Consider the following 22,531-nt stretch of genomic DNA (forward strand, 5'->3'; position numbering starts at 1 on the left):
TGGAGGCGCGCCAAGGTCGGCTCCTGGCGCGCTGTCGCCAGGACACGGCGAGTTGGAGAGGCTCTCGTCGGTTTGAGCCCGTCAAGCCTTGGCTCGGTCAGGGGGCTTGGCGGACGATGGGCGCACGCGGGCCATGCCGCGCGCGCCCAGGTCCCTATTCGTACCGAAGCGCCTCGGCCGGATCGGCGCGCGCGACCTTGAAGGCCTGCCCGCAGACGGTCAGCAGGGCGACGAGCAAAGCCAGGAGCGACGCCAGGACAAAATAGGCCGGACTGAGCGAGATGCGCTGATCAAAGCCGTTCAACCATTCGCGCATCAGCCCATAGGCCAGAGGCCAGGCCATGAAGTTGGCGACCAGCACCGGTCGCAGGAACTGGCCTGCCAGGAGACGGAAGATGTCGGCGGTCGAAGCGCCCAGGACCTTGCGAATCCCGATCTCCTTGGTGCGGCGCTCGCTGTTGAACGCCGCCAGGCCATAGAGGCCGAGACAACCGATCAGGCAGGCGACGACGGCGCCAAGGGTGATGAGCCGCGCGCGGCGCTCGTCCGGCTGATAGAAGGGGTTGAGCGCGGCTTCCACGGTTTCGCCTTTGAACGGAGCGTTCGGCAGGGTTTGACGCCAGGCGCTCGCCAGGCGGTCCATCACGAGGCCGGGATCGCCATCGTAGCGCACGATCATCGTCTCGAAGCCGGTCAGCGAGGCGCCGGGGGTGCTGTTGAGGAAATAGACCAGGGGCGGCACCTTCTCGCGGGGCGAGCCATAGCGGGCGTCCTTCACGACCCCGACGATCCGCAGTTCATCGTCGCCGACCCGCAGCAACTGGCCGATCGCCGCTTGGGCGGTCGGAAATTCCAGCGCCTTGGCGGCCGCCTGGTTGATGACGACATTGACACCGTTGGCCGTGCGGCCCTTGTCGGCGGCGCCGACCCGGCCAAGGTCGTCGAGGGCGTTTGTCGTGTCGAGCGGACGGCCCGCCGCCACGCCCATGCCCAGCGTCTTGAAGTAGTCGGGCGCGACGAACTCCATCGATAGCGTCGGATCGGTCGTCGAGCCTGCGCGGGTGAACCTGGTGCTGCGCGCGACGCCGCCGTGGCCAGGATAGCGGCCCGAGATGGTCGCACTGGTCACGCCATCGGTTCTGCGAAACGCCGCCAACACCGTGTCACGTCGCGGCAGGATGTCAGGGCCATCCACGCCGGGGACCACGATCAGGCCCTGACGCTGGAACCCCAGTTCGGCGCGGCGAACGAACTCGGCTTGGGCGAAGACCACGGCGGTGGCGATGAGCAAGGCGATCGAGACGGAGAACTGCGCCACGACCAACACCTCGCGCACCAGCGCCGCGGCGCGGCCGCCGCCAGGCGCCTTGGCCGAGGCCAGGACGGCGGCAGGCTCGTAGCGTGACAGCACCAGGGCCGGATAGACGCCGGCCGCCAGCCCCACCAGCACCGCCACGGGGATAAGCAGGAGCAGGACGCCGTCGACGCCGAAGTAGTGCAATTGGAGCTTCCCACCCAAGGCGCTGTTGACCAGCGGCAGGCTGAGCTCGACCAAGGCCAAGGCGATTAGGGCCGAGACCAGGCAGACGATCACCGCCTCGACCAGGAACTGCGCCATCAGGGCGCCGCGTGTCGCGCCGAAGGCCTTTCGCAGCCCCACCTCTCGGGCCCGGAGCACCGCGCGGGCAGTGGAGAGGTTGACGTAGTTGATGATCGCCAGACCCAGGGTCAGGACGCCGATGATCTGCAGGGTGATGACGAAGCGCCGATCGACTCCAGGCTTGAACTGGCCCATCTGCTCGGCGTTGAAGTGCAGGTCGGCGAGCGGCTCCAGCTTCAGACCCAGCCACTCATGGACATCGCCGCCGCCACGGCGACGCATGACGTCGGGCAAGGCCGTGTTGATCGCTGGCGCGGTGGCGGCGCGCGGCAGGCGGACATAGGTCAGGTAGTTGGTGGCGTTCCACTGGTCGAGATATTCGGCCGACTCCGGCAAGACCGACCTGTCGAGCAGGGCCAGAAAGTCGATCTTCAGGTGAGTGTTTTCAGGCAGGTCCTTCAGCACGGCGGTGACGACATAGTCGCGGGGTTGGCCGTCCAAGGTCAGGGTCAGCCGCTCGCCCATGGCGTTGGCGTCTCCGAAGTACTTGCGCGCGGCGGTTTGGCTCAGGACCAGCTTGCCCGGCCCCGCGAGCGCCTGGGCCTTGTCGCCCGCCGCCAAGGGAAGATTGAAGACGTTGAAGAAGCTGGCGTCGGCGAAGATGATCTCCTCGTAGTCAGCCTGCTCGCCGCGACGCACCGCAAAGGAGCGGTTGAGAAGCCGCACGCCCGTCTCGATCTGATGGCCGAACTCCGCTTGCAGGTTGGGCAGGACCGGGCCTGGAATCGGCGCGATCGCTTCGCGCGGCCGTCCGGCCATGTCCATCACGCCGGTGACACGGAAGGTGCGCTCGGCATTGGGAATCCAGCGATCGTAGCTGAGCTCGAAGCGCGTCGCGATGGTCAGGGTCAGGAATACCGCCAAGCCCACGGCCAGGCCCAGGATGTTCAGGGCCGAGAAAAGCTTGTGGCGTAGCAGTGAGCGATAGAGCGTCAGGACGTAGCTCTTGAGCATAGCGTCCTCCCTCAGACCGCGCGGCGGGCGCTAGCGACGATGCGGCCGTCCAGCATGTTGACGACGCGCTTGGCTTGGTCGGCCTGGCTGGCCGAGTGGGTGACCATGACGATGGTCGCGCCCTCCTGGTTGAGGCTCTTGAGGATATCCATCACCTGCGCTCCGTTGGCCGTGTCGAGGTTGCCAGTCGGCTCGTCGGCGAGCAGCAGGGCAGGCTCGCCCACGATCGCGCGGGCGATGGCGGCGCGTTGCTGCTGGCCGCCCGACAGCTGGTGTGGATGGTGCTTGGCGCGATGGCCGACGCCAACCCGGTCCATGGCGTCCGCGACCAGCGCTTTGCGGTTCTTGGGCGAGTCCTTGCGATACGTCAGGCCCAGTTCGATGTTCTCGGCGACCGTCAGTTCGTCGATCAGGTTGAAGCTCTGGAAAATGAACCCGAGCTTGTCGCGACGCAGGGCGGCGCGGTCGCGCTCGGACATGTCGCTGACCTTGTGGCTCAGGAAGAGATGCTGACCGTCGGTGGGGCGATCGATCAGGCCCAGCACATTCAGCAGGGTCGACTTGCCCGAGCCGGAGGGGCCCATGACGGCTACGAACTCGCCAGCATTGACGTTCAGCTCGATATCGCGGAGCGCGGTCGTCTCCACCTCGTCGGATTGGTACAGGCGATTGACGCCGGCCAGGGTGATCATCGGATCGTCCTTCAGCGGAGGATGAGGCGGGTTTCTTGTGCGAACCCGTCATAGGAAGAGGTCAGGACGCGTTCGCCGGGCTGTAGGCCCGAGAGCACTTCGACTTGTTGTGGATTGCGCCGGCCGACGCGGATGCCGCGACGCGCTGCGCGCCGACCGTCCGCGCCGACGACGAAGACCCAGCTGCCGCCGCCCGCCTGCATGAAAGGACCGTTCGGCAGGACAAGCGCCTGTCGCGTGGCGCCGAGCGTCAGCTCGAGGTCCAGGCTTTGGCCGCGACGCAGGGACGGTGGCCTCGCGCCCTGGAACGCCAGATCGATCTGGAAGCGGCCCTGGCGCACTTGCGGCAGGATGCGACTGACGGTCAGCCGATAGGCCTTGCCCTCGTATTGCGCTGTGGCGACCTGGCCCGGATTGACGCGGCCCAGATAGTACTCGTCGACGTCGGCGGTGAGCTTGTAGTCGTTCTCGCTATCGATCTGGCCCACGCGCTGGCCAGCGGTCACGGTCTGGCCCAACTGCAGGTCGAAGGCGGTCAGTCGTCCGGCCACGGGCGCGCGCAGCTTCAGCGCCTCCAGGCTGCCGCGCACCGAGGCCATGTTGTCGTGCAGCTGGGACTGCATCTGCTGGATTTCTTGGGCCTGGCCTCGCATCATGCCGACTTCGGGCTTGATCGAGGCCTCTAGCGCGGCGACCCTGGCGCGATGGTGGGCGGCCTCGGCGGTGACGGTCTTCAGCTCGGCATCTGAGACGATGTCCTGATCGTGCAGCCGCTGGCGAACGCCCAGCTTCTGTTCGGCCTGGAGAAGGTCGAAGCGCGCCTGGGCCAGTTCGCGGTCGCGGTCGACGCGGCTGCGCTCGATTTGCAGCAACTGGCCGCGAGCATCGCCCAGGCGGGCGGAGATGTCCGCTTCGCGCGAGCCGACCTCGAGCGCCAGCTGCGGATTTGTCAGCGTCGCGAGCAGCTCGCCCGCGCCGACCAGGGCGCCGTCGGCGGCAATGAGACGCTCGACCCGACCGCCCTCCACGGCGTCCAGATACACCGTAACCCGGGGCGTGACCTGGGCCCGGGCTGGCACGAAGTCGTGGAAGGCCGCCGGTTTCACCACGGTGATTTCTGCGCTGTCAGTCTCGATCGCCCGCGCGCCGGGGGGGGCGAGGATGAGGTAGGCGGCCATGGCGATGACCAGCGCGCCGCCCCCGACCAGGGCAGGGAGCCAGCGACGTCGGGGCTTGCGTGCGACCGCACGGTCCATGGCCGCGCCGGGGGAGGGGGAGGGGGGGGAGCGTGTCGGATCCATGCTCCATTAGGTCGGCGAACGGGCGTGATCGCCAAACCTGCAGAGTTTACTTGCACTTCCGCTCTCGGCGGGCGAAGCAAGTGTCCGAAAACGAACACCTGTCCGGTCAAGCATTGTGATTGCAGACGCGTCCGTCCGCCCCGTGATTCTGATCGTCGACGACGATCCTGATGTCGTGCAGTCGGTACTTGTGCTGCTCTCACGCGAAGGCATGGAGCCCCACGGCGCCAACGGTCCCGCCAGCGCGCTGAAGCTGCTGGGCGAGCGCAGTTTCGACGCCATCCTGCTCGACCTGAATTTCAGTCGCGGCGCCACGTCTGGCGATGAGGGTCTGAGCTGCCTGCAGGACATTCTGGCCCACGACCCCGACGCGGCGGTAGTAGTGATCACCGGGCATAGCGGGGTCAATATCGCCGTCAGCGCGATGCGGGCTGGCGCCAGCGACTTCGTCACCAAACCCTGGAGCAACGAGCGCCTGGCCGCGACCGTTGCGACGGCCGTGGAGCTTCGCCGCCGTCGTCGGCAAGCGCGGGCCTTCCAGGCCGAGAACACCGCCCTGGTCCGCGACGCCTATCACGAAGCAGTGCTGCTGGGGTCGTGCCCCGCCATGTCTCGGCTGCGCGACTTGATCGCCCGCGCCGGACCGACGGAGGCCAATGTGCTGGTCCTGGGCGAGCACGGCTCGGGCAAAGAACTGGTCGCGCGGGCCCTGCACCAGGCCTCGCCGCGCGGTCCAGGTCCCTTCATCCCGGTCGACCTCGCGGCCCTGGCCGAGGCCAATTTCGAGGCCGAGCTGTTTGGCCAGCGCGGCGTCGGCGAGGACAGGCCCGGACGTCTGGCGGCCGCGCATGGCGGGACCTTGTTCCTGGACGAAGTCGGGCACCTGCCGCTCACCCTGCAGGTCAAGCTATTGTCGGCCATCGAGCGGCGCCAGGTGACGCCCGTCGGCGGCGACAAGCCCGTCCCACTGAACGCGCGGATCATCGCCTCGACCAATCTGCCGCGCCCTCACCTCTATTCCGAAAGCGTGTTCCGCGCCGATCTGCTCTATCGGCTCAACACCGTGGAGTTGCTTGTCCCGCCGCTGCGTGAGCGGGGCGAGGACATCGTCGAACTGGCCAAGCACTATTTGAAGCTCTACGCCCGGCGGTATGGCCGTCCGGAAAGGAAGCCGCTGTCAGACGCGGCCGCGGCCGCGCTGAAGGCCGACGCCTGGCCCGGCAACGTCCGGGCTCTGCGCCATGCCATGGAGCGGGCGGTGATCTTGAGCGAGGGGGCGACATACGTCGCCGAGGATTTCGTGCTCAGTCGAGCGCCCGCGCCGCCTCGCCGATCGGTGTCGGCGGCTCCAATGGGCGATCTGAACCTGGAACGGACCGAGAAGGCTAAGATCGTCCAGGCGCTGCAGAAGCATCACTACAACGTCAGCCACGCGGCCCGTGATCTGGGCCTGACTCGGGCGGCGCTATACCGGCGGATGGAGAAGCATGGTCTCTAGAGCCGCTTTGCGCCTGGCCATCCGCCTCGGGGTCCTGTTCCTGGCCGGAGCGGGGGCTCAGGCGGCCTGGAATGCCGGCTACTTCGCCAGCCTGACGATTTGCGCCGGGATCGGCGTCTGGGCGATCAGTCGGATCGCCGCGGAGGCGCTTGAGGCGCGGACGGGGCTAGAGGCCACGGAAGAACGTCTGCACGGCGCCCTGCTCGATAGAGAGCGGCAGGCAAAGACCCTGACGGCCTTTCTCGACCACGCACCAGCGCCGCTGCTGGCCATGCGCGCACGAGACCGTATCGAAGCGATCAACCTGGCCGCCCGGCGGATGTTCGCCACGGACGATGTGATCGTTGATCCGCCCGAGGCGCTGGTCGCGGCGATGCTGGGCCTGGAGCCAGGCGTGCGTGGGGCGCTCACCTTAGACATCACCGGCTCCCCCCGCGCCTACGCCCTGACCATGGCCGAGGTCGTCAGCGAAGGCGACTTCGTGCGCATCGCGGTCCTGCTGGATGTCCAGGCCGAGATGCAGGTCGCCGAAGCCGCCGCGCATCGAGAGCTGATGCTTGTGCTCTCGCACGAGATCATGAACTCGATGACGCCGGTAACCTCCCTGGCCCAGTCGGCGGCGGCGTTGCTCCGTGACATCGATCGGCAGGACGAGGCTCTGCGGCAAGCGCGGCAGTCGGTGGAAAGTCTCTCGCGCCGTTCAGCCGAGCTTCTCAGGTTCGTCGACAGCTATCGCACACTGGCCAGGCTGCCAGAGCCTCAGAAGACGCCGACCGATCTCACTGGACTGTTAGAAGACATGGCTCATCTGTTCCGAGGGCGATGGAGCGAACAGGGCGTGGTGCTCCGCGCCGACGTCGCACCGGGATTACGCGGACGCCTGGATGGAGCGCTACTCTCGCAGGCGGTGTTGAACGTCTTGACCAACGCCGCCGAAGCCGCGTTGGCGGGAGCGGAGGAGCCCTGGGTCGTCCTGACGGCGCGAGACCATGGCGAGCACCTCCGGATCACGGTCGAGGATAGCGGCCCAGGCTTTGGCGAGCTCGATCCGGTCCTGGCGTTTCGTCCGTTCTTGAGCAGCAAGCCGGGCGGCAGCGGCATCGGTCTAACCATCACACGTCAGATCGTACTGGCTCACGGCGGCGAGGTCGCAGCAGAACGCGCGCCCGGAGGAGGCGCCTGCCTCACATTCACAATCTGAGCCATCGGACCTCGAATGGCTGGTTCCTGCCCGTAGGCCAAGGTCCGCTTCTGGCGCTGTCTGCGGATCCACTAGGTTGTTTCGATAGCAACGCCCGCGGCTGCGGCGATTGTTCAACCCGACTAGCCGGCGAGCCCTCATCGTAAGGCGGGAACCGATGGCCAAGCTCGGCGTTGTTTCATGCTCAAGCTTGCCTCGACTTCGGTCTAGCTTGCCTTGGCGCGCCTTTGAGCGTCTTCGTTGGACGGATATTGGTGCTGCGACCGCCTGACGATCGCATTGGTGAATTTGCGTGACACGGCCGCTCGTGGGGCCGCGCTTGGGGGCGGATAGATGGCTCTGGTAAAAACGACGACGCTGGCTTCGCGCGCGAAGCCGCGAAAAAAGCCACTCGCCGAAGCGGCTGAACCCGCCGTCTCGAAACGCACACCGGTCCCAAGGGCCTTGTCGAGGCGACAAAACGCCAGCGAACGCATCGGCGCCGCAACGCTGGAGCTCGCTGGAGGTATCACCGAGGCGTCGAGCGCTGTGGAAGAGCTGCGACGCGCCCTGGCTCAGATCGCCAGCGGCGCTGAGGAGGCGGCCGGCGCGGCGCATGAATCCCTCGCCGCCGTCACGGCCATGAGCGCCAGCTTTGGCCAAGCCCGCGAACGGGCCGAGGCGTCGAGGCAGCGCACCGAAGTCTTGCGCACCCTGCTGGCGGAGTCCGGCGCGGCGATCGACGCATCGGTGAAGGCCGTCGGCGCCAACGCCAAGCGGCAGTTGGCCAGTGTCGGCGTGATCGAAGCCCTGGAACGCCACGCCGCCCGGATCGGCGAGATCACCAAGAGTGTCGCCGACATCGCCGACCAGACCAACCTGTTGGCGCTGAACGCCGCCATCGAGGCGGCGCGGGCCGGGGACGAGGGGCGTGGCTTCGCGGTGGTCGCCGACGAGGTTCGCGCCTTGGCCGAAGGATCCGAAAAACGATCCCAGGACATCCAGGTCCTCGCCGAGCGCATCGCCAAGACCGTGCGGGAGGCCGCAGACCGTCTGCGCGCGGCGGCGGCCACCGCCGAGGCGGAAGCCGCTGCGGGGGCGCTGGTCGGCGAGACCTTGGCCGCGGTGCGCCGCGAGATGGCGATCCTGGGCGAAGACAGCCAGGTGATCCTGATTTCGGCCGTCGAGGCGGCCGGCGCCGCCCACGAGACTCAGCGTGGCGCCGAGAGTGTCTCCAGCGCCGCCGAAGAGCAGGCCTCGGCCGCCGCCGAGGCGCAGCGCGCCGTGCAGCAACAAGGCCAGTCACTGGAGCAGAGCCAGACGGCGTCCGACTCCCTGGCCGAGATGATCGAAATACTGGTCGGCGGCGAAGCGGATGCCGAGGCGGCCCAGGAGGCCGCCGCCGCCGCCGAGGAGCTGTCGGCGACCGTGCAAGAATTGTCGGGCGCGGCGGGCGAGATCTTGGTGGCGATCGACCAGATCAGCCGTGGCGCTCAGATCCAGGCGGCGGCGACCCAGCAGGCCAGTTCGGCCATGGAAGAGATCGAGAAGGCCGCTCGCGCGTCGAGCGCCAACGCCATCGCGAGCGCCGAGCGGGTGTCGACCATGCAAGACATGCTGCTCGCCAGTCAGCAGGCCGTGGGTCGACTGGCCGGGGGCGTCGCCACCTCCGTCGACGAGAATGGCGCGGTTCTGGCGACCATCGAGGATCTGGAAGATCTGGCGGGTTCGATCGGCAAGATCGTCGACGGACTGGGCCTGGTCGCCGTGCAGACGACAATGTTGGCCACCAGCGGCGCGGTCGAGGCTGCGCGAGCAGGCGAGTCGGGACGCGGGTTCGCCGTGGTATCGGGCGACATCCGCACCCTGGCGCGCGACGCCTCTCACAATGCCGATGCGGTCAAGGACCTGGTCGCCAACATTGTCGTCCAGATCGCCAAGGTCCGGCGCGAGGTGGACCAGATCAACGCCCTGGCCGCTGTCGAACTCGACAAGAACCGGGCGATCGAGGATCGACTGGACTTGGTCGTGGCCGAGACCGTCATCCTGAAAGGCGGAGCCGACGATATCGCCAAGGGCGCCGAGGAAATCCTGTCCGCCAGCGCCCAGGTGCTGTCCGGCATCGGCCAGATCGCCGCGGCGGCCGAGCAGGCCAGCAGCGCCGCCGCCGAAGCGGCCGCCGCGGCGCGGCAACAGTCCCAGAGCGCGGAGGATCTCGCCGCCGCGATCGAGGAAATCGCCCTTCTGGCCAACGAGCTGCAGCAAGCCTCGGAAGGCTGAGATGGCCGCCGCCGAGACCAGCCAGCGCCTAACGGTTCGCGCCGGCGCCGCGCGCGTGGCCATGGCCGCCGAAGGCGTCGCCGAGGTGATCCGCGCCCCGCGCATCACGCGGATGCCGCACGGGCCGCCGGGTCTGCTCGGCGTCACCCATCTTCGCGGCGTCGTGCTGCCGGTGGTGTCGCTCGGCGCGCTGTTGGGCGATGAACGACAGGCGGACGCGACACGCGTGGTGGTATTGCGGCGCGATCCGCCGATCGGATTGGCCGTGGATTCCATCGAGGCCCTGCAGGCCGCAGCTGCGGACGACGCGACGCCCGAGCACGGCCGGTTGATGCTGGGCGACGACAGCGGCGCGCGTTGGTTCGATCTCGACGCCGCCCTGCGGGATCGTTTTTCCGCCTTTCGCGAAGCGCGGCGGAGTGTTGGACGCCAGGCCGCCGCCAGCCCGTCCGTCGCCGTCGTCCAAGACCTAGCGTTCCTCGGCTTTACTCTGGCGGAGCAGGACTACGCTCTGCCGCTCGAAGCGGTGGCGGAGGTCATGTCGGTTCCCAGCGCCATCGTCGCCTTGCCGAGGACCGAGGACGTCTTGATTGGCGTCTTCGATCTGCGCGACTCGGTCCTGCCGGTCGTGTCCCTGCGGGCGTTGCTGGGGTTGGCGCCGCGCGTGATCCAGCCGGACGACCGTATCGTCGTCGTGCGGATCGGCGAGCATCGCCTGGCGCTGCTGGTCGACCGCGTCAGCGTTATCTTGCGCGCGTCCCGCGACAGCATCGGACCCGCGCCCAGCCTGTTCAATCGCGGCGCGGGAGAGGCGCGCATCGACGCGGTGCTGCGCCTGCCCGAGGGGCGCGGCCTGATCTCGATTCTCGCGCCCGAACGGGTTCTGGCCGACGAACGTGTTTCCAGACTGCTCGCCGAGACGATCGACCGGAAGGAAGAGACCATGGCCACCGGGATTTCGACGACTGGCCGCGAACGCTTCCTAGTCATCCGGCTGGGGGACGAAACCTACGGCCTGCCCATCGCGGCCGTCGACGAAGTGGTGCGCTTGCCCGAGACGCTGACACGCCTGCCCAAGGCGCCGGTCTACGTCCAGGGCGTGATGAGCCTGAGGGGCAAGGTCATCCCCGTAATCGACCAGCGACGCCGGTTCTCGGTGGCGGGCGAGGCGGGCGGAGGAGCGCGTCGCGTGGTTGTCGTCACCTTGGGCAAGCTGCAGGCCGGCTTCGCGGTCGACGCCGTCTCCCGCATTCTCGAGATCGCTGACGAAGACCTGATGCCGACGCCGGAACTGTCGGATGACGGCGGTCGTTTGTTCGATCGCGCGGCCCGGTTGGAGCGCGAGGGGGACGTCATCTTGCTCATCGATCCGCGAGCCTTGCTCGACCGCGCCGAGACCGATCTGCTGCGTGATCTGACGGCGAAGTCGCACGCCTCGTGACACGATTGCTGGTTGTCGACGACTCCGCCTTGATGCGCCGCGTGCTGGGCGATGTCTTCCAGAACGAACCCGGATTCGAGGTCGCTTTCGCGCGTGACGGCGTGGAGGCGCTCGAGAAGCTACACGCGTTCAAGCCGGACGTGGTCACGCTCGATGTCCAGATGCCGCGCATGGGCGGGCTGGATTGCCTGGACCGGATCATGGTGGAGCGCCCTTGCCCGGTGGTGATGGTCTCGGCGCTGACGGCGGAAGGCGCGGACGCCACACTGGAGGCGCTGGAACTCGGCGCGGTGGACTTCATCGCCAAGCCGGACGGCGCCGTTTCCCTCTCACTCGACGATTTCGCGCCTGTCCTGGTCGAGAGGGTCACGATGGCCGCCGCCTCGCGCCTGCGCCGGTCGCATCGACTGACCGAGCGGGTGAGGGCGCTGCACAGCGGGGCCGCCCGGCCATCGCCGCCACAAGTCCCGCCCAAGCTCCCGATGAAACGCGCACCCCGACTACCGTCTCCGGCCGGAACGCCGCCGGGTCTGGTGGTCATCGGTACGTCGACGGGCGGTCCGCCGGCCCTGGATGCGGTGCTGTCTGAAATACCGGCCGATTTCCCGTGGCCGATCTTGGTGGCGCAGCACATGCCGGCCGCTTTCACGGCCTCCCTGGCTCGCCGCCTTGACGGTCTTTGCGCGCTGCGGGTGATCGAGGTCACCCGACCCACGCCGCTGGTTCCCGGCTGCATCTATGTCGCGCGGGGCGACGCCGACATGACCGTCAGCAAGCGTAGCGCTGGGCCGGTCGCTTTGCCCACGCCCTCCAGCGCCGAGTATCGCTGGCATCCCAGCGTCGATCGCCTGGTCGCCAGCGCGGCCGCGGCCATGCCGCCCGAGCGTCTCGTCGGCGTGCTGATGACCGGCATGGGCAATGACGGCGCTCGCGCCATGGCGCAGTTGCGCGCGGCGGGCGGGCGCACGATCGCCGAGTCCGAGGACACGGCGGTGATCTGGGGCATGCCCGGCGAACTCGTGAGGGCTGGCGGCGCCGATGTCGTGGCGCCGCTGGGCCAGATCGCCGAACAGATCGTCGACATGGTCGGCGTCGGGTGACGCCGCCGGCGACGCCCGAGCAGGCGCATCTCAGCGCCGAAGATCTGCGCAAGGTCTGCGAGTTTCTGTATCGCCTGACCGGCATGCAGTTCGGAGAGACCAAGCGGTACTACATCGAGCGCCGGCTCACCGATCGTATCGTCAGCACCGGTTGTCCCAATTTCGCGACCTATTTCAATCAACTGCGCGCCGATCCCGGCGAGCGTGAGACCTTGGTCAACGCGTTCACAATCAACGAGACCTATTTTTATCGCGAAGAACACCAGTTGGCCTGCCTCAGCCGCTCGCTGCTTCCAGACCTGATCACCTCGCGTCGTCCCGGCGACAAGATCAGGATATGGTCCTCACCGTGCTCGACCGGCGAGGAAGCCTATTCGATTGCGATCTGGCTGCTTGAGAACTGGCGGATGGTCGACGCGTACAATGTCGAGATCGTGGGCTCCGACATCGATACGCGGGCGCTGACGGCCGCGCGGGACGGCTTGTACGGCGAGCGCGCCCTGTCACGGTTGCCGCGCGACGTCGTGGAATCCTATTTCGAACCGACCCGTCGCCATCGCCGCAAGCTGATCAACGACCTTCGGGAGTCGGTGACTTTCACGCAGGCCAATCTGGTGGACGGAGCCAGCCTGGCCAGCCAGGGAACGTTCGATGTCATCTTTTGCCGCAACGTATTGATCTATTTCGACGACGCTTCGCGACTGGTGGCGGCCAACAACCTCTACGACCGGCTCGCGCCCGGCGGCTATCTCTGCCTGGGCCACACCGAGTCCATGAGCCGGATCAGCGACCGTTTCCTGGTGCGCCGGTTCGATGACGCCATCGTCTTTCAGCGACCGGCGAGCGCCGCATGAACGACGACCTGATGAGCCAGTTCCTCAGCGAGGGCCGCGAACTGGTCGCCAGCGCCGAGCGCGACCTGGCCACGCTGGCGCGGCGGCCCGATGACGCCACCGCGCTGGACAGCTGCTTTCGGGCGATCCACACCCTGAAGGGCTCCACGGGTTTGTTCGATCTGGTCCCCATGGGCGTGATGCTCCACGCCGCCGAGGACCTGCTGAGTTTCCTGCGCGCCGAACGGACCGGCGTCGCCGCCGACTTCGAGGCGCTGTTCAGCGTGGTCGACCATGTCGATCGCTGGCTGGAGGCCTTGGATCGCACCGGACAGTTGCCAGCCGACGCTTCGCAGATAGGCGAGGTGGAGGGGCGCCGCCTGCGCGAACTGGTGGCGTCGGTCAGCGCCTCGGCGGGCGTCGCGACCCAGGCCGCGTCCACGACCTGGCGGCCGCCGGCGGACTTCGGCGCGAAGGGTTCGGTCGCCATTCGCTACACCCCACGCGCCGACAGCTACTTCTCGGGCGACGATCCCGTCGCGATCCTGGCTGCGGTTCCGGGCCTTGCCGCGCTGACGATCGCGGCGCGCGAGCCTTGGGGCGCGCTCGGCGACTACGATCCGTATGCCTGCAACCTGGTGCTCGAGGCCGTGTCCGCCGCCGGACGGGCGGACGTCGAGGCGGCGCTGCGGTTCGTGTCCGATCAAGTCGAGCTCGTGGACCTCGTCGCCAGCGCGCCGGTCGTCCGGCCAGAGGTCGACAACGCGCGCAGGACGCTGCGCATCGACGCCGAGCGGGTAGACCGCCTGGCGGACCTGGCCGACGATCTGGTTATCGCCAAGAACGGCCTGGCGGAGTTGGCGGAGCAGGCCGAGCGCCTGCCCGGCGGCCAAGCTCTGGGCCAGGCCTTGCGTGGACGCCAGGTCCAGCTGGATCGGCTGGTCGGTGACCTGCATGCGACCGTGGGCAAGGTGCGCCTGGTCGCGCTGGGCCCCCTATTCGGCCGTTTCCATCGCCTGACGCGGGAGATCGCCCGGTCTCTGAACAAGGACGTAACGCTGGAAGTCGTGGGCGGCGAGGTCGAGGTCGACAAGGCGATCGTCGATGGCCTTTTCGAACCGCTTCTGCACGTGCTGCGCAACGCCATCGATCATGGCGTCGAGGCTGCGGAAGAGCGCGCCCGATCAGGAAAGCCGGCCGTCGCCGTCATTCGACTGTCGGCCAGCACGGTGTCCGATCAGGTGGTGATCGAGGTGCGTGACGACGGGGCCGGGATCGACCCGGCCAAGATCCGGATGCTGGCGGTCGATCGGGGATTGCTGACCCGGGAAGCGGCCGATGGCATGGACGATCGCGCGTCGATCGACCTCATCTTCACGCCAGGCTTTTCGACAGCGGCGGAGGTCAGCGCGGTTTCCGGGCGAGGGGTCGGCATGGATGTCGTCCGCGACGCGGCCGCCAAGCTCGGTGGAAAGGTTGTTGTCGACAGCCAGCCGGGTCAGGGCGCGGGCGTGAAATTCTTGCTGCCCGTCACCATGGTGCTGACCAAGGTGATGATCGTGACGTGCGGCGCGGAGCGATACGGCTTGGCCCTCGACACGGTCGTCGAGACGGTTCGAGTGCCGGCCGACCGCATCGCGGCGATCCGGGCCGGCAGGGCGTTTCAACTTCGCGACGACGTCATTCCCCTGGTGGCGCTGGGTTCTCTGGTTGGCGCGCCGCAACCCGACCCCCGTCCAGCCGAACGGGTGATCGTCGCGCGCGTCGGGGATGAACTCGTAGGGTTCGCCGTCGACGCCATCGTCGATCGCATGGACGCCGCCGTGCGGCCGATGACCGGCCTGCTCGCCGGCGCGCCAGGCGTCCTGGGCACGAGCCTTCTGGCGGACGGGTCCGTTCTGATGGTTCTCGATCTGGCGGAACTGGTCCTGTGACGGTGTCTCGCGACGGTTCTACCATCCGGCTGGAAGGGATTTGTCGGGTAGAGGACGCCGAGCCTCTGACAGCTCTGCTACAAATCATTTCCGACTCCACCTTGGACCTGTCGGCGTGCGAAGGTCTGCATGCGGCGGTCGTCCAGGCGCTCTTGGCCTTCCACCCGAAGATTATCGCATTTCCCGACAACGCCTTCCTGCGAGATTGGCTCTTGCCCGCGGTGATCGCCGAGCGGGCTTCCGGCAATTCGAGCTTGTAGTTTCAAGCCGCGCGAGACGCGGCGTCTGTAGGAGAAGCAGTTCATGGGGACGACAGTTCTCATCGTCGACGACAGCAAGCTTGCCCGCATCGTCTTGGGAAAGACGATCGCGGCGCTGCAGCCGGATTGGGTGCGCCTCGAAGCCGGCAACGCCGACGAAGCGATGGCCGCCTTCGACGCCAACGCCATCGATCTCGCGATCCTCGACTACAACATGCCCGGACGGGACGGCCTGGCCTTGGCTGAGGACCTTCGCGCCCGCTTCCCGAACATGCCGATCGCGCTGGCCACCGCCAATGTCCAGGACGAGATCATCGCCCGCGCCCGCGCCGCCAACGCGACGTTCATCGCCAAACCGGTGACCGAAGAGGGCATGCGCGGCTTTCTTTCGGGCGCGGCCTTGCGGCTGAAATCGGCCACGCAATGACGGCTAACACCAGCCTGCTCGACGATCTGGAACGGGACGCCCTGACCGAATTGGTCAATATCGGCGTCAGCCGCGCCGCCGCCAATCTGCGCAAGATGGTCGGCGAGCAGGTTCTGTTGTCTGTGCCGTCGGTCGAGGTGGTCACCCGCGAGGGCGCCACCACCCTGATCCGCGAACGCGAAAGCGGCGAACTGATCGCGGTCCGTCAGGATTTCGAAGGCGTGTTCTCGGGGCGGGCCCTGCTGATCTTTCCGCAATCCAACAGCATGGCGCTGGTTCATGCGGTGACCGGCGGCGGGCTGTCGCTGGAAGACGCCGCCGACATGGAGCACGAGGCCCTGGCCGAGACCGGGAACGTGGTGCTCAACAGCTGCCTGGCGACCATGGCCAACATGCTGCAGCGCCCGCTGGCGATGTCCCTCCCCGAGGTGATCCGTGGCGACGGTTCGACGTTGTTCAATCTTTCGCCAGGAACTCCGGACGGCGGTGTCGTCCTGTTTCTGTATATCAACTTCGCCATCAATGACCGCGACATCCGCGGCTACATCGCGATGCTGATGGACCTGCCTTCGTTGCAAGCCCTGAAGGGTCTGATCGCCGACTTCATCGAACGAGTCGTCGGCGATGTCGCCTGACCATGATTGAACCTATTGCCAAGCTTGGAGTTACCCTTCGGTGATGACCGAAGTCGCAGACGCCGCGATGCGCCAGGATGATCCGGAGGCGGTCCATGCGCTTGAGGCGCTGCGGGCCCTCGCCGGGCCTCTGTTCGACGCTCTCGCGCATTCCGGCGTCGCCGTGGCGGTCAGCGATCCGCGGCGCCCCGACGATCCCATCGTCTATGTGAACGCCGCGTTCGAGGCGCTTACGGGCTATTCGGCCGGTGAGGCCGTCGGCCGCAACTGTCGTTTTCTGCAGGACGTGACGACTGACCCAGCCACGACCTTGCACATCGCCGAAACGCTGAAAACGGACGGCGCCGTTACCGCCGATATCCTCAACCGGCGCAAGGACGGCGTTCCGTTCTGGAACCGCGTCAACGTCACCACGCTGCGCGACGCGTATGGCGCCGCGGCCTACCGGTTCGCGACCCAGACCGACGTGACCGGGGAGTATGCCGACGAGGTCGTGGTCGAGCAGTTGCGGGTCAGCCGCCAAAAACTCGCCGAGGCGCAGGAGCGTCTTCGTGTCGCCCAGGCCATCGCGGGTGCGGCCGGAGCCTGGGAGTGGGACATCGCCAGCGGCGTGTTGGTCGCCGACGTGCGCTTCGCCAACCTCTATGGACTGGACCCCGTCGCGGCGGCTCGCGGCCTGCCGACATCGACGTTCTTCGCGCCCGTCCATGCCGACGATCAGTTACGCCTGAAGATCGCGGTGGCCGGCGCCCTCAACGGGGCCGAGGTCTTCGCCCGCGACTATCGCATCGTTCTAGACGGCGCTGTCCACTGGGTTTCGGCCCGGGGTCGCACCTATCTCGACGCCGACGACAAGCCCATTCGGTTCTCTGGCGTGCTCGCCGACATCACCGATCAAAAGCGCGTTGAGGAACGCCTGCTCATCGCCCAGACCGCAGGCGGGGTCGGCTCCTTCGAGTATCTGAGCGGTTTCGGCACGGCCGAGGTGTCGGCGCAGTTCTGCCGTTTGCTGGGCCTTCAACCGGCGAGCAGCCTTCCCGTGCGGACCATCAACGCTGTGGTTCATCCCGACGACCCGCCGATCATCCAAGGGCGGGACGGCCAGCACCCGTTCGGTCCGGCCTTCCACGAGTTTCGCATCCTGCGCGCCGACACCGGCGAGGAGCGCTGGCTAGCCTCGCGCGGCGAGTACCGGCAACATGGTCCCAGCGGGGTCAGCTTCATTGGCGTGATCTACGACATCACCTCGACCAAGCGATCGGAAGAACAGCTTCGGATGCTGACCGAGACGCTGGAGGTTCGGGTGGCGGCGCGCACCGAGGAGCGCGACCGGGTCTGGAATCTGTCGCGTGACCTGTTGCACGTGATCGGTCCCGATGGCCTGTACCGCGCGGCCAACCCCGCGTGGAAATCGCTGTTGGGCTATGACGAGGCCGATCTGATCGGCAAGCGCGCGGGCAGTCTCGTGCACCCCGACGACCGGGATGGCGCGATGGACCGTTTTCGGACCTTGTCGCGCGGCGAGCCGCTCAGCGATTTCGACTGTCGCATGGTCGCCAAGGATGGGACTTATCTTTGGGTGAACTGGTCGGCCATGCCGGAAGGCGAAGCGATCTATGGCGTCGGTCGGGACGTCACCCAGCGCAAGCTGTTGGAAGACCAATTGCGCCAGAGCCAGAAGATGGAGGCCGTCGGCCAGCTGACCGGCGGTCTGGCTCACGACTTCAACAACATGCTGACCGGCATCCTGGGCGGCATCGACATGGTTCGTCGACGGCTCGGCGAAGGGCGTATGAGCGATGTCGACCGGTTCCTGGACGCGGCGATGCAATCCGGCCAGCGTGCGGCGGCCCTGACCCACCGCTTGCTAGCCTTTTCCCGTCGTCAGACCCTGGACAACCGGCCGCTGGACGTCGGGACGCTGGTGGCGTCGATGGACGATCTGCTGACGCGCACCCTAGGCGAACAGGTTTCTCTGCGCATCGACGCGAAATCCGATCTGTGGCCGGCGGTGGCGGACGACAACCAGCTGGAAAGCGCCATTCTGAACCTGGCCATCAATGCGCGGGACGCCATGCCCGACGGCGGCGAACTGATTATCGCCACGCGCAATGTCCATCTTTCCGATCTGGAGCTCGCCGACAGCGACCATGCCGAGGCTGGCGACTATGTCGAGACCAGCGTAACCGACACCGGCACGGGCATGCCCGCCGAGGTCTTGGAGAAGGTGTTCGACCCCTTTTACACCACCAAGCCGCTGGGCCAGGGAACAGGCCTAGGTCTGTCAATGATCTATGGCTTCGTGCAGCAGTCACGCGGCCATGTCGTCATCGACAGCAAGGAAGGGCGAGGTACAACCATCCGACTGTTCCTGCCCAGGCATGTGGGCTTGGTCGAGGACGAGGTCTTGGCCAGCGACGAGGCCGCGCCGACCGGCGCGGGCGAAACGGTCCTGGTCATCGAGGACGATCCGGCCGTCCGTCTTTTGGTGATGCAGGTGCTGGAAGAGCTAGGCTATCGCGGCGTTGAAACCGCCGATGGGCGCCAGGCCGTGCCCATCCTCGAATCCTCGCGGAAGATCGACCTGATGATTAGCGACGTCGGGCTTCCCGGCCTCAATGGTCGGCAGTTGGCCGAGATCGCCCGCGAGACCCGGCCCGACCTGCCAATCCTGTTTATGACCGGCTACGCCAAGCAGGCGGCCGACCAAGCGGCGTTCCTCGGCGGGGGCATGGAGATCATCACCAAGCCGTTCGCGATTGAGCAGCTCGGGCGCCGAATTGGCGAGATTTTGCAGCGCAACGCTCCCTAGTCGGCGAACCACTCGCAATCCAAGCGGGCATCGCTCTTTGAAATTTGATAGGGGAGATCGGTCGCGCATGGGTCCTGGAGGGTAGCCGACGAAGGTCCAATTTCTGGAAGTGGGCCAATGTCAGCTCATGGCGCTGGCCTCCCGCTCCTGCGCGCATGAGCACCAGCAGGGACACTAGCCGACTGCAGATATCGCTCAGCAATGCAACGCCATCCATGCGCGTATTGGTTTGGCATTCCCCTTTACGCGCGAGTGCGATTGGTTAAGGTCAAGTTAGGCCGGAGCATTTTGACGGTCATGTGCCGGGGGGTACTTTGACTTCTGTTGACGCCTATCGCGCTCTGGATCTTTCCGAGGGATCGCCAGCCCGCAAACAGCTATTGTCACGCCTCGAAGGCGAAGCCGCGAGCTCGACGGCGATCGACCTGACGCGCGCGAGATTGCGCCACAACGCCCAGACGCCTGGGGGGCTTACGCCAGCTATGTCGGCATGGTACGCGGCTTGGGTGGCGGGACCTCGCGGAAAGGCCATCAGCGAACTGCAAAGCAGCTTTCACGCTGAGAAGATGCCGCCAGGCGTACCCAATAGCTCGTTCCTGGAAGTGCGTCGCGACGAGGTGCGCTCCCAAAGCTTGTCGGATCGTATCGAGCAGACCACGCAATTCCTCGACCACAATCGCTCGCTGATCGATGGATTTTACCGCGCCCGGCTCGAGTTCAATACCCTGAAGGCCCGGCATGGTCGCGAGCCCGTGGCGCCACGGCCGCTGCTATACATTTTCGCCTTGTTTTTGCTGGTAGCCCTCGAAGCTTTCATCAATTTCGAGAGCTTCCTGAAGGTGCCGTACATCACCAGCCCATTTCTCGCCACGGGCGCGACCATGGCCGTGGCGGCGGCGATCGCCGCCGCATCGCATTTCCATGGCGTTGTCCTGCGGCAATGGAACTATCTCTTTTCGCCGCAAGATCCGGGCGACAAGTCCCATCCCGCTCGCCATAGCGATGCGACGCGGCGGCTGGCGATCGGGGCAGTTCTGCTGGCGGTGGCCTTGGCGATGGTCGCCGGCTCGCGCTACTATTACCTTCGGGAATACATCGTACAGGCCCGCATTCTGGGATCGTCGCCGCCTTCCATGTTCGGCGGGATATCCTTCATGCTGTTTGGCAATATCGTCGCCTATCTGGTGGCGATCTTAGTAGCCTACGGTCTGCACGATCCCGATCCGAATTACGCCGAAAAGGACCGCGAGTTTAAACGCGCGACCAAGGCCATGGAGAGGATCAAGGCCAAGCGTCGTTTGCAGCAGGACGCCCAGCGCCAAGGCTTGGACAATGCCATCGCTCAAGAGGCCAACCAGGCCTCAAATACGCGTGGCCCCAACCACGCCGCCCTCCGCGGCGCTGTCGAACAGATCGTCGAGAAGGACCAAGAGGTGATTGCGGCGCTGCTCGACTACCGCAACGGACTAATCCAGGCCCAGCGCGAAGCGGGTGCGGACGAAGAGCCGCGGTTCCGTCTTCCAGAAGGTGCTTATGAAGAGATCGTGCCGGTCACGCTCGATCGCTTGCTGACGCCGCGGGAGTTCGCGTCGGAGTCAGTGACGCTGGGCTTCTCGTCAGGTGAGCGTTGATGCGATCAAAGGGGATCTTCGGCGTCGCCGCAATCGGCGCTATGTCGCTCTTGCTGGCTGGCTGCGATCCGGCCTCCGACGACTTGGGCGCCAGCGGGCCGATTAAGTTCGAAGGTTTTTGTTCCGTGCCGGGCCTGGCGCCAGCACTGCGGCAAACCACGATTGTGGTGGACCTCAGCGCCATCAAGCCGTCACCTCCCGAGACGTTTCGCGAGACCAATCCTGAATTCTTCAAGCTCGCGGTCGGGCTGGCAGATCCCGCTCGTGCGTTGGAGTCTGGCGCGACCGCGCCACGCGAGCGCATCACTATCCTGGCCGGATCGGTCAAGACAGGCGCCTTGACGCCGGTTTTTGTAGGCTGTCTGCCTGGCGCCTCGTCGGCGGAGTTGGTCAACACCCAAGGCGGCGCCACCCAGAAATACTTTGGATCGGATCTCAAATCGCAGATCTCCAAGCAGCAGGACGCTTTTCAGAAAAAGCTTCTGATGTCGTTGGTCACGCTCAGTCCGCTTAGCGAACCGGCCACCAGCGGTGAAGATCTTCGCGGGTCGCCATTGATCAAACTCTTGCGGGCTCTGGGGCCGCCGGTTAGCGCCGATCAAGCCGTTCGCCGGGTATTTGTCTTTACAGAGCTTGGCCGGAGCCTTCCAGCTCTGGGAGGCGATGTCGGTGAGGCGCGCCGCCGTGGTTTCGGCGCCGCCGCTGATGTCGGCCTCAAGCTGGGCCAGGCTGAACTCTATTTGGTCTCGCCGGGCACCCCGCCCCAGGAAGCCGGAGAGCAATTTCTGTCGGCGTTCATGCTGGGCTCGCAGGCCGAGCTGGGACGTGTCGGCGGTTTCTCGCCCAACGGGTTGTCGCCGGCGCCGACGCAGGTCGTCCGCTATCAGGGCTTGTTGGAGGCCACGCCGCAGATCCGCATGCCCATGACCCTGCGCCTCGCCAGCACCGCTGATGGGCAGTTGGTCAATAGCTGGCTTAGCTACACCGCCTCACACGGCCAGCGCGCTACGCCTGTACGCGGCGAGTGGCGATGCATCGACGCGGCCGATTGTCAGCTGCGCAGCGATCCAGCAGGCGGTTTGGGACAACTTTGGCGCATCCAACCGGGCCAAGCCCCAGAGGTGCGCGAAGACGCCCCACTCGCCGGCCTGCGGTTCATGGAGGCCACCGACCGCGGCGGTCGGCTTAAGGGGCGGATCTATGATCCGGTGATCTCTATCGGGCGCCCTGGCGGCGCGATGACATTGGAAGGGCAGCGGAACGGCGGTTAGCGCCCCGCGCTGCGGAGGAAAAGATCATGACCCGACAGGCCCGTTTACTGACTGCCTTGACCGCACTGTCGATCAGCTGCGCGCCGATCGTCCAAGTCCACGCTCAAGCGGTGACGACCGCCGCCTTCGCGGGTCGAGCGATAGATGGTAAGACGGAGGTCGAGAAGGCCATGGGGCGCTGCGCCCTTGCGCTGATCGCCGGCGCTTTGGTCGGCGCGGCCGTGGCCGATGGGCGACGACGCGGGGAGGGCGCGGCGCTCGGAGCCGCCGCTGGCGGCCTCGTTTGCGCGGCTATGCTGTCGGTCGCCAACAAAAAGGACAAAGAATACGTCCGTGCGCTCCAGCTGACCGCGCTCAATTCCGGTGAACAGCAGACTCAGCAATGGCAAACGGCCGATAACAAGGCCGCCAGCGCGACCATTAGCGCATCGAACGTGGTGCAGGTGACGTCACCCAAGACCGCCGACGTTCTCAATTGTCGGCGACTGAGCACCGATCTGAAGATCGAGGATCAAGAAAGCTCCTCCAGCGATGTCGTCTGTCTCAAAGGGGACAGTTGGGTGACCTTGGACAAACTCAAAGCTGACGGAATTCGCGCGCAGGACGTAACCGTCTGATGGCG

17 protein-coding genes and 1 pseudogene are annotated in these 22,531 nt (G+C 66.5%); 15 read left to right on the forward strand and 3 right to left on the reverse strand.

What is annotated here, in order from left to right; all coding sequences use genetic code 11:
- Positions 1–154: 154 nt before the first annotated feature.
- Genes AC1RRV_RS12325 through AC1RRV_RS12335 form a run of 3 tightly spaced genes read right to left on the reverse strand, consistent with a single transcriptional unit; the run spans position 155 to position 4,562 of the window.
- Positions 155–2,614, reverse strand: coding sequence for an ABC transporter permease (locus AC1RRV_RS12325; RefSeq protein ID WP_492859928.1), 2,460 nt, complete (start codon positions 2,612–2,614; stop codon positions 155–157).
- 11 nt (positions 2,615–2,625) lie between these two features.
- Positions 2,626–3,306, reverse strand: a complete 681-nt coding sequence (locus AC1RRV_RS12330) for an ABC transporter ATP-binding protein (RefSeq protein WP_492859929.1) — start codon at positions 3,304–3,306, stop codon at positions 2,626–2,628.
- A gap of 11 nt (positions 3,307–3,317) precedes the next feature.
- Positions 3,318–4,562: an efflux RND transporter periplasmic adaptor subunit gene (locus tag AC1RRV_RS12335; protein ID WP_492859930.1), complete on the reverse strand. Its 1,245-nt coding sequence runs from the start codon at positions 4,560–4,562 to the stop codon at positions 3,318–3,320.
- Between the two features lie 187 nt (positions 4,563–4,749).
- Here AC1RRV_RS12335 and AC1RRV_RS12340 point away from each other — a divergent pair, with 187 nt between their 5' ends.
- The 15 genes and pseudogenes from AC1RRV_RS12340 (at position 4,750) to AC1RRV_RS12410 (ending at position 22,526) form a co-directional block, all read left to right on the forward strand.
- The gene (locus AC1RRV_RS12340; protein WP_492859931.1) at positions 4,750–6,105 is read left to right on the forward strand and encodes a sigma-54-dependent transcriptional regulator; all 1,356 of its coding nucleotides are present in this window, start codon (positions 4,750–4,752) and stop codon (positions 6,103–6,105) included.
- Between the two features lie 7 nt (positions 6,106–6,112).
- Positions 6,113–7,306 carry a sensor histidine kinase gene (locus AC1RRV_RS12345; protein WP_492859932.1) on the forward strand — a complete coding sequence of 398 codons (1,194 nt, stop codon included), beginning with the start codon at positions 6,113–6,115 and terminating at the stop codon, positions 7,304–7,306.
- Positions 7,307–7,927: 621 nt separating this feature from the next.
- Positions 7,928–8,458 (forward strand): annotated as a pseudogene (locus AC1RRV_RS12350) (methyl-accepting chemotaxis protein); the annotation flags it as partial.
- Complete coding sequence (locus AC1RRV_RS12355) at positions 8,450–9,565, forward strand: methyl-accepting chemotaxis protein (protein ID WP_492860106.1); 1,116 nt, start codon at positions 8,450–8,452, stop codon at positions 9,563–9,565. The pseudogene AC1RRV_RS12350 and the gene AC1RRV_RS12355, both read left to right, overlap by 9 nt.
- 1 nt (position 9,566) lies before the next feature.
- Positions 9,567–11,006 carry a chemotaxis protein CheW gene (locus AC1RRV_RS12360; RefSeq protein WP_492859933.1) on the forward strand — a complete coding sequence of 480 codons (1,440 nt, stop codon included), beginning with the start codon at positions 9,567–9,569 and terminating at the stop codon, positions 11,004–11,006.
- A complete protein-coding gene (locus AC1RRV_RS12365; protein WP_492859935.1) occupies positions 11,003–12,106 on the forward strand; it encodes a protein-glutamate methylesterase/protein-glutamine glutaminase in 1,104 nt (367 codons plus the stop codon). The genes AC1RRV_RS12360 and AC1RRV_RS12365 overlap by 4 nt, the downstream gene beginning before the upstream one ends.
- Positions 12,103–12,960: a CheR family methyltransferase gene (locus AC1RRV_RS12370; protein ID WP_492859936.1), complete on the forward strand. Its 858-nt coding sequence runs from the start codon at positions 12,103–12,105 to the stop codon at positions 12,958–12,960. Before AC1RRV_RS12365 ends, AC1RRV_RS12370 begins: the two co-directional genes overlap by 4 nt.
- Entirely contained in the window at positions 12,957–14,873 is a 1,917-nt protein-coding gene (locus tag AC1RRV_RS12375) for a chemotaxis protein CheA (protein WP_492859937.1), read from the forward strand. Before AC1RRV_RS12370 ends, AC1RRV_RS12375 begins: the two co-directional genes overlap by 4 nt.
- Complete coding sequence (locus tag AC1RRV_RS12380) at positions 14,870–15,133, forward strand: hypothetical protein (protein WP_492859938.1); 264 nt, start codon at positions 14,870–14,872, stop codon at positions 15,131–15,133. The genes AC1RRV_RS12375 and AC1RRV_RS12380 overlap by 4 nt, the downstream gene beginning before the upstream one ends.
- A gap of 43 nt (positions 15,134–15,176) precedes the next feature.
- Positions 15,177–15,560 carry a response regulator transcription factor gene (locus tag AC1RRV_RS12385; protein ID WP_492859939.1) on the forward strand — a complete coding sequence of 128 codons (384 nt, stop codon included), beginning with the start codon at positions 15,177–15,179 and terminating at the stop codon, positions 15,558–15,560.
- Positions 15,557–16,195, forward strand: a complete 639-nt coding sequence (locus AC1RRV_RS12390; protein ID WP_492859940.1) for a chemotaxis protein CheX — start codon at positions 15,557–15,559, stop codon at positions 16,193–16,195. The genes AC1RRV_RS12385 and AC1RRV_RS12390 overlap by 4 nt, the downstream gene beginning before the upstream one ends.
- Before the next feature lie 43 nt (positions 16,196–16,238).
- On the forward strand, positions 16,239–19,007 hold the full coding sequence (locus tag AC1RRV_RS12395) for a PAS domain-containing protein (protein WP_492860107.1): 2,769 nt from the start codon (positions 16,239–16,241) through the stop codon (positions 19,005–19,007).
- A 314-nt stretch (positions 19,008–19,321) separates the two neighbouring features.
- Entirely contained in the window at positions 19,322–20,638 is a 1,317-nt protein-coding gene (locus AC1RRV_RS12400) for a hypothetical protein (protein WP_492859941.1), read from the forward strand.
- Positions 20,639–20,679: 41 nt separating this feature from the next.
- Positions 20,680–21,909 (forward strand): hypothetical protein, encoded by a 1,230-nt coding sequence (locus AC1RRV_RS12405; RefSeq protein WP_492859942.1) that lies wholly within the window; start codon positions 20,680–20,682, stop codon positions 21,907–21,909.
- 26 nt (positions 21,910–21,935) lie between these two features.
- On the forward strand, positions 21,936–22,526 hold the full coding sequence (locus AC1RRV_RS12410; RefSeq protein ID WP_492859943.1) for a hypothetical protein: 591 nt from the start codon (positions 21,936–21,938) through the stop codon (positions 22,524–22,526).
- Positions 22,527–22,531: the final 5 nt, after the last annotated feature.

The sequence above is a fragment of the Caulobacter sp. GW821-FHT11E10 genome, from assembly GCF_058808375.1.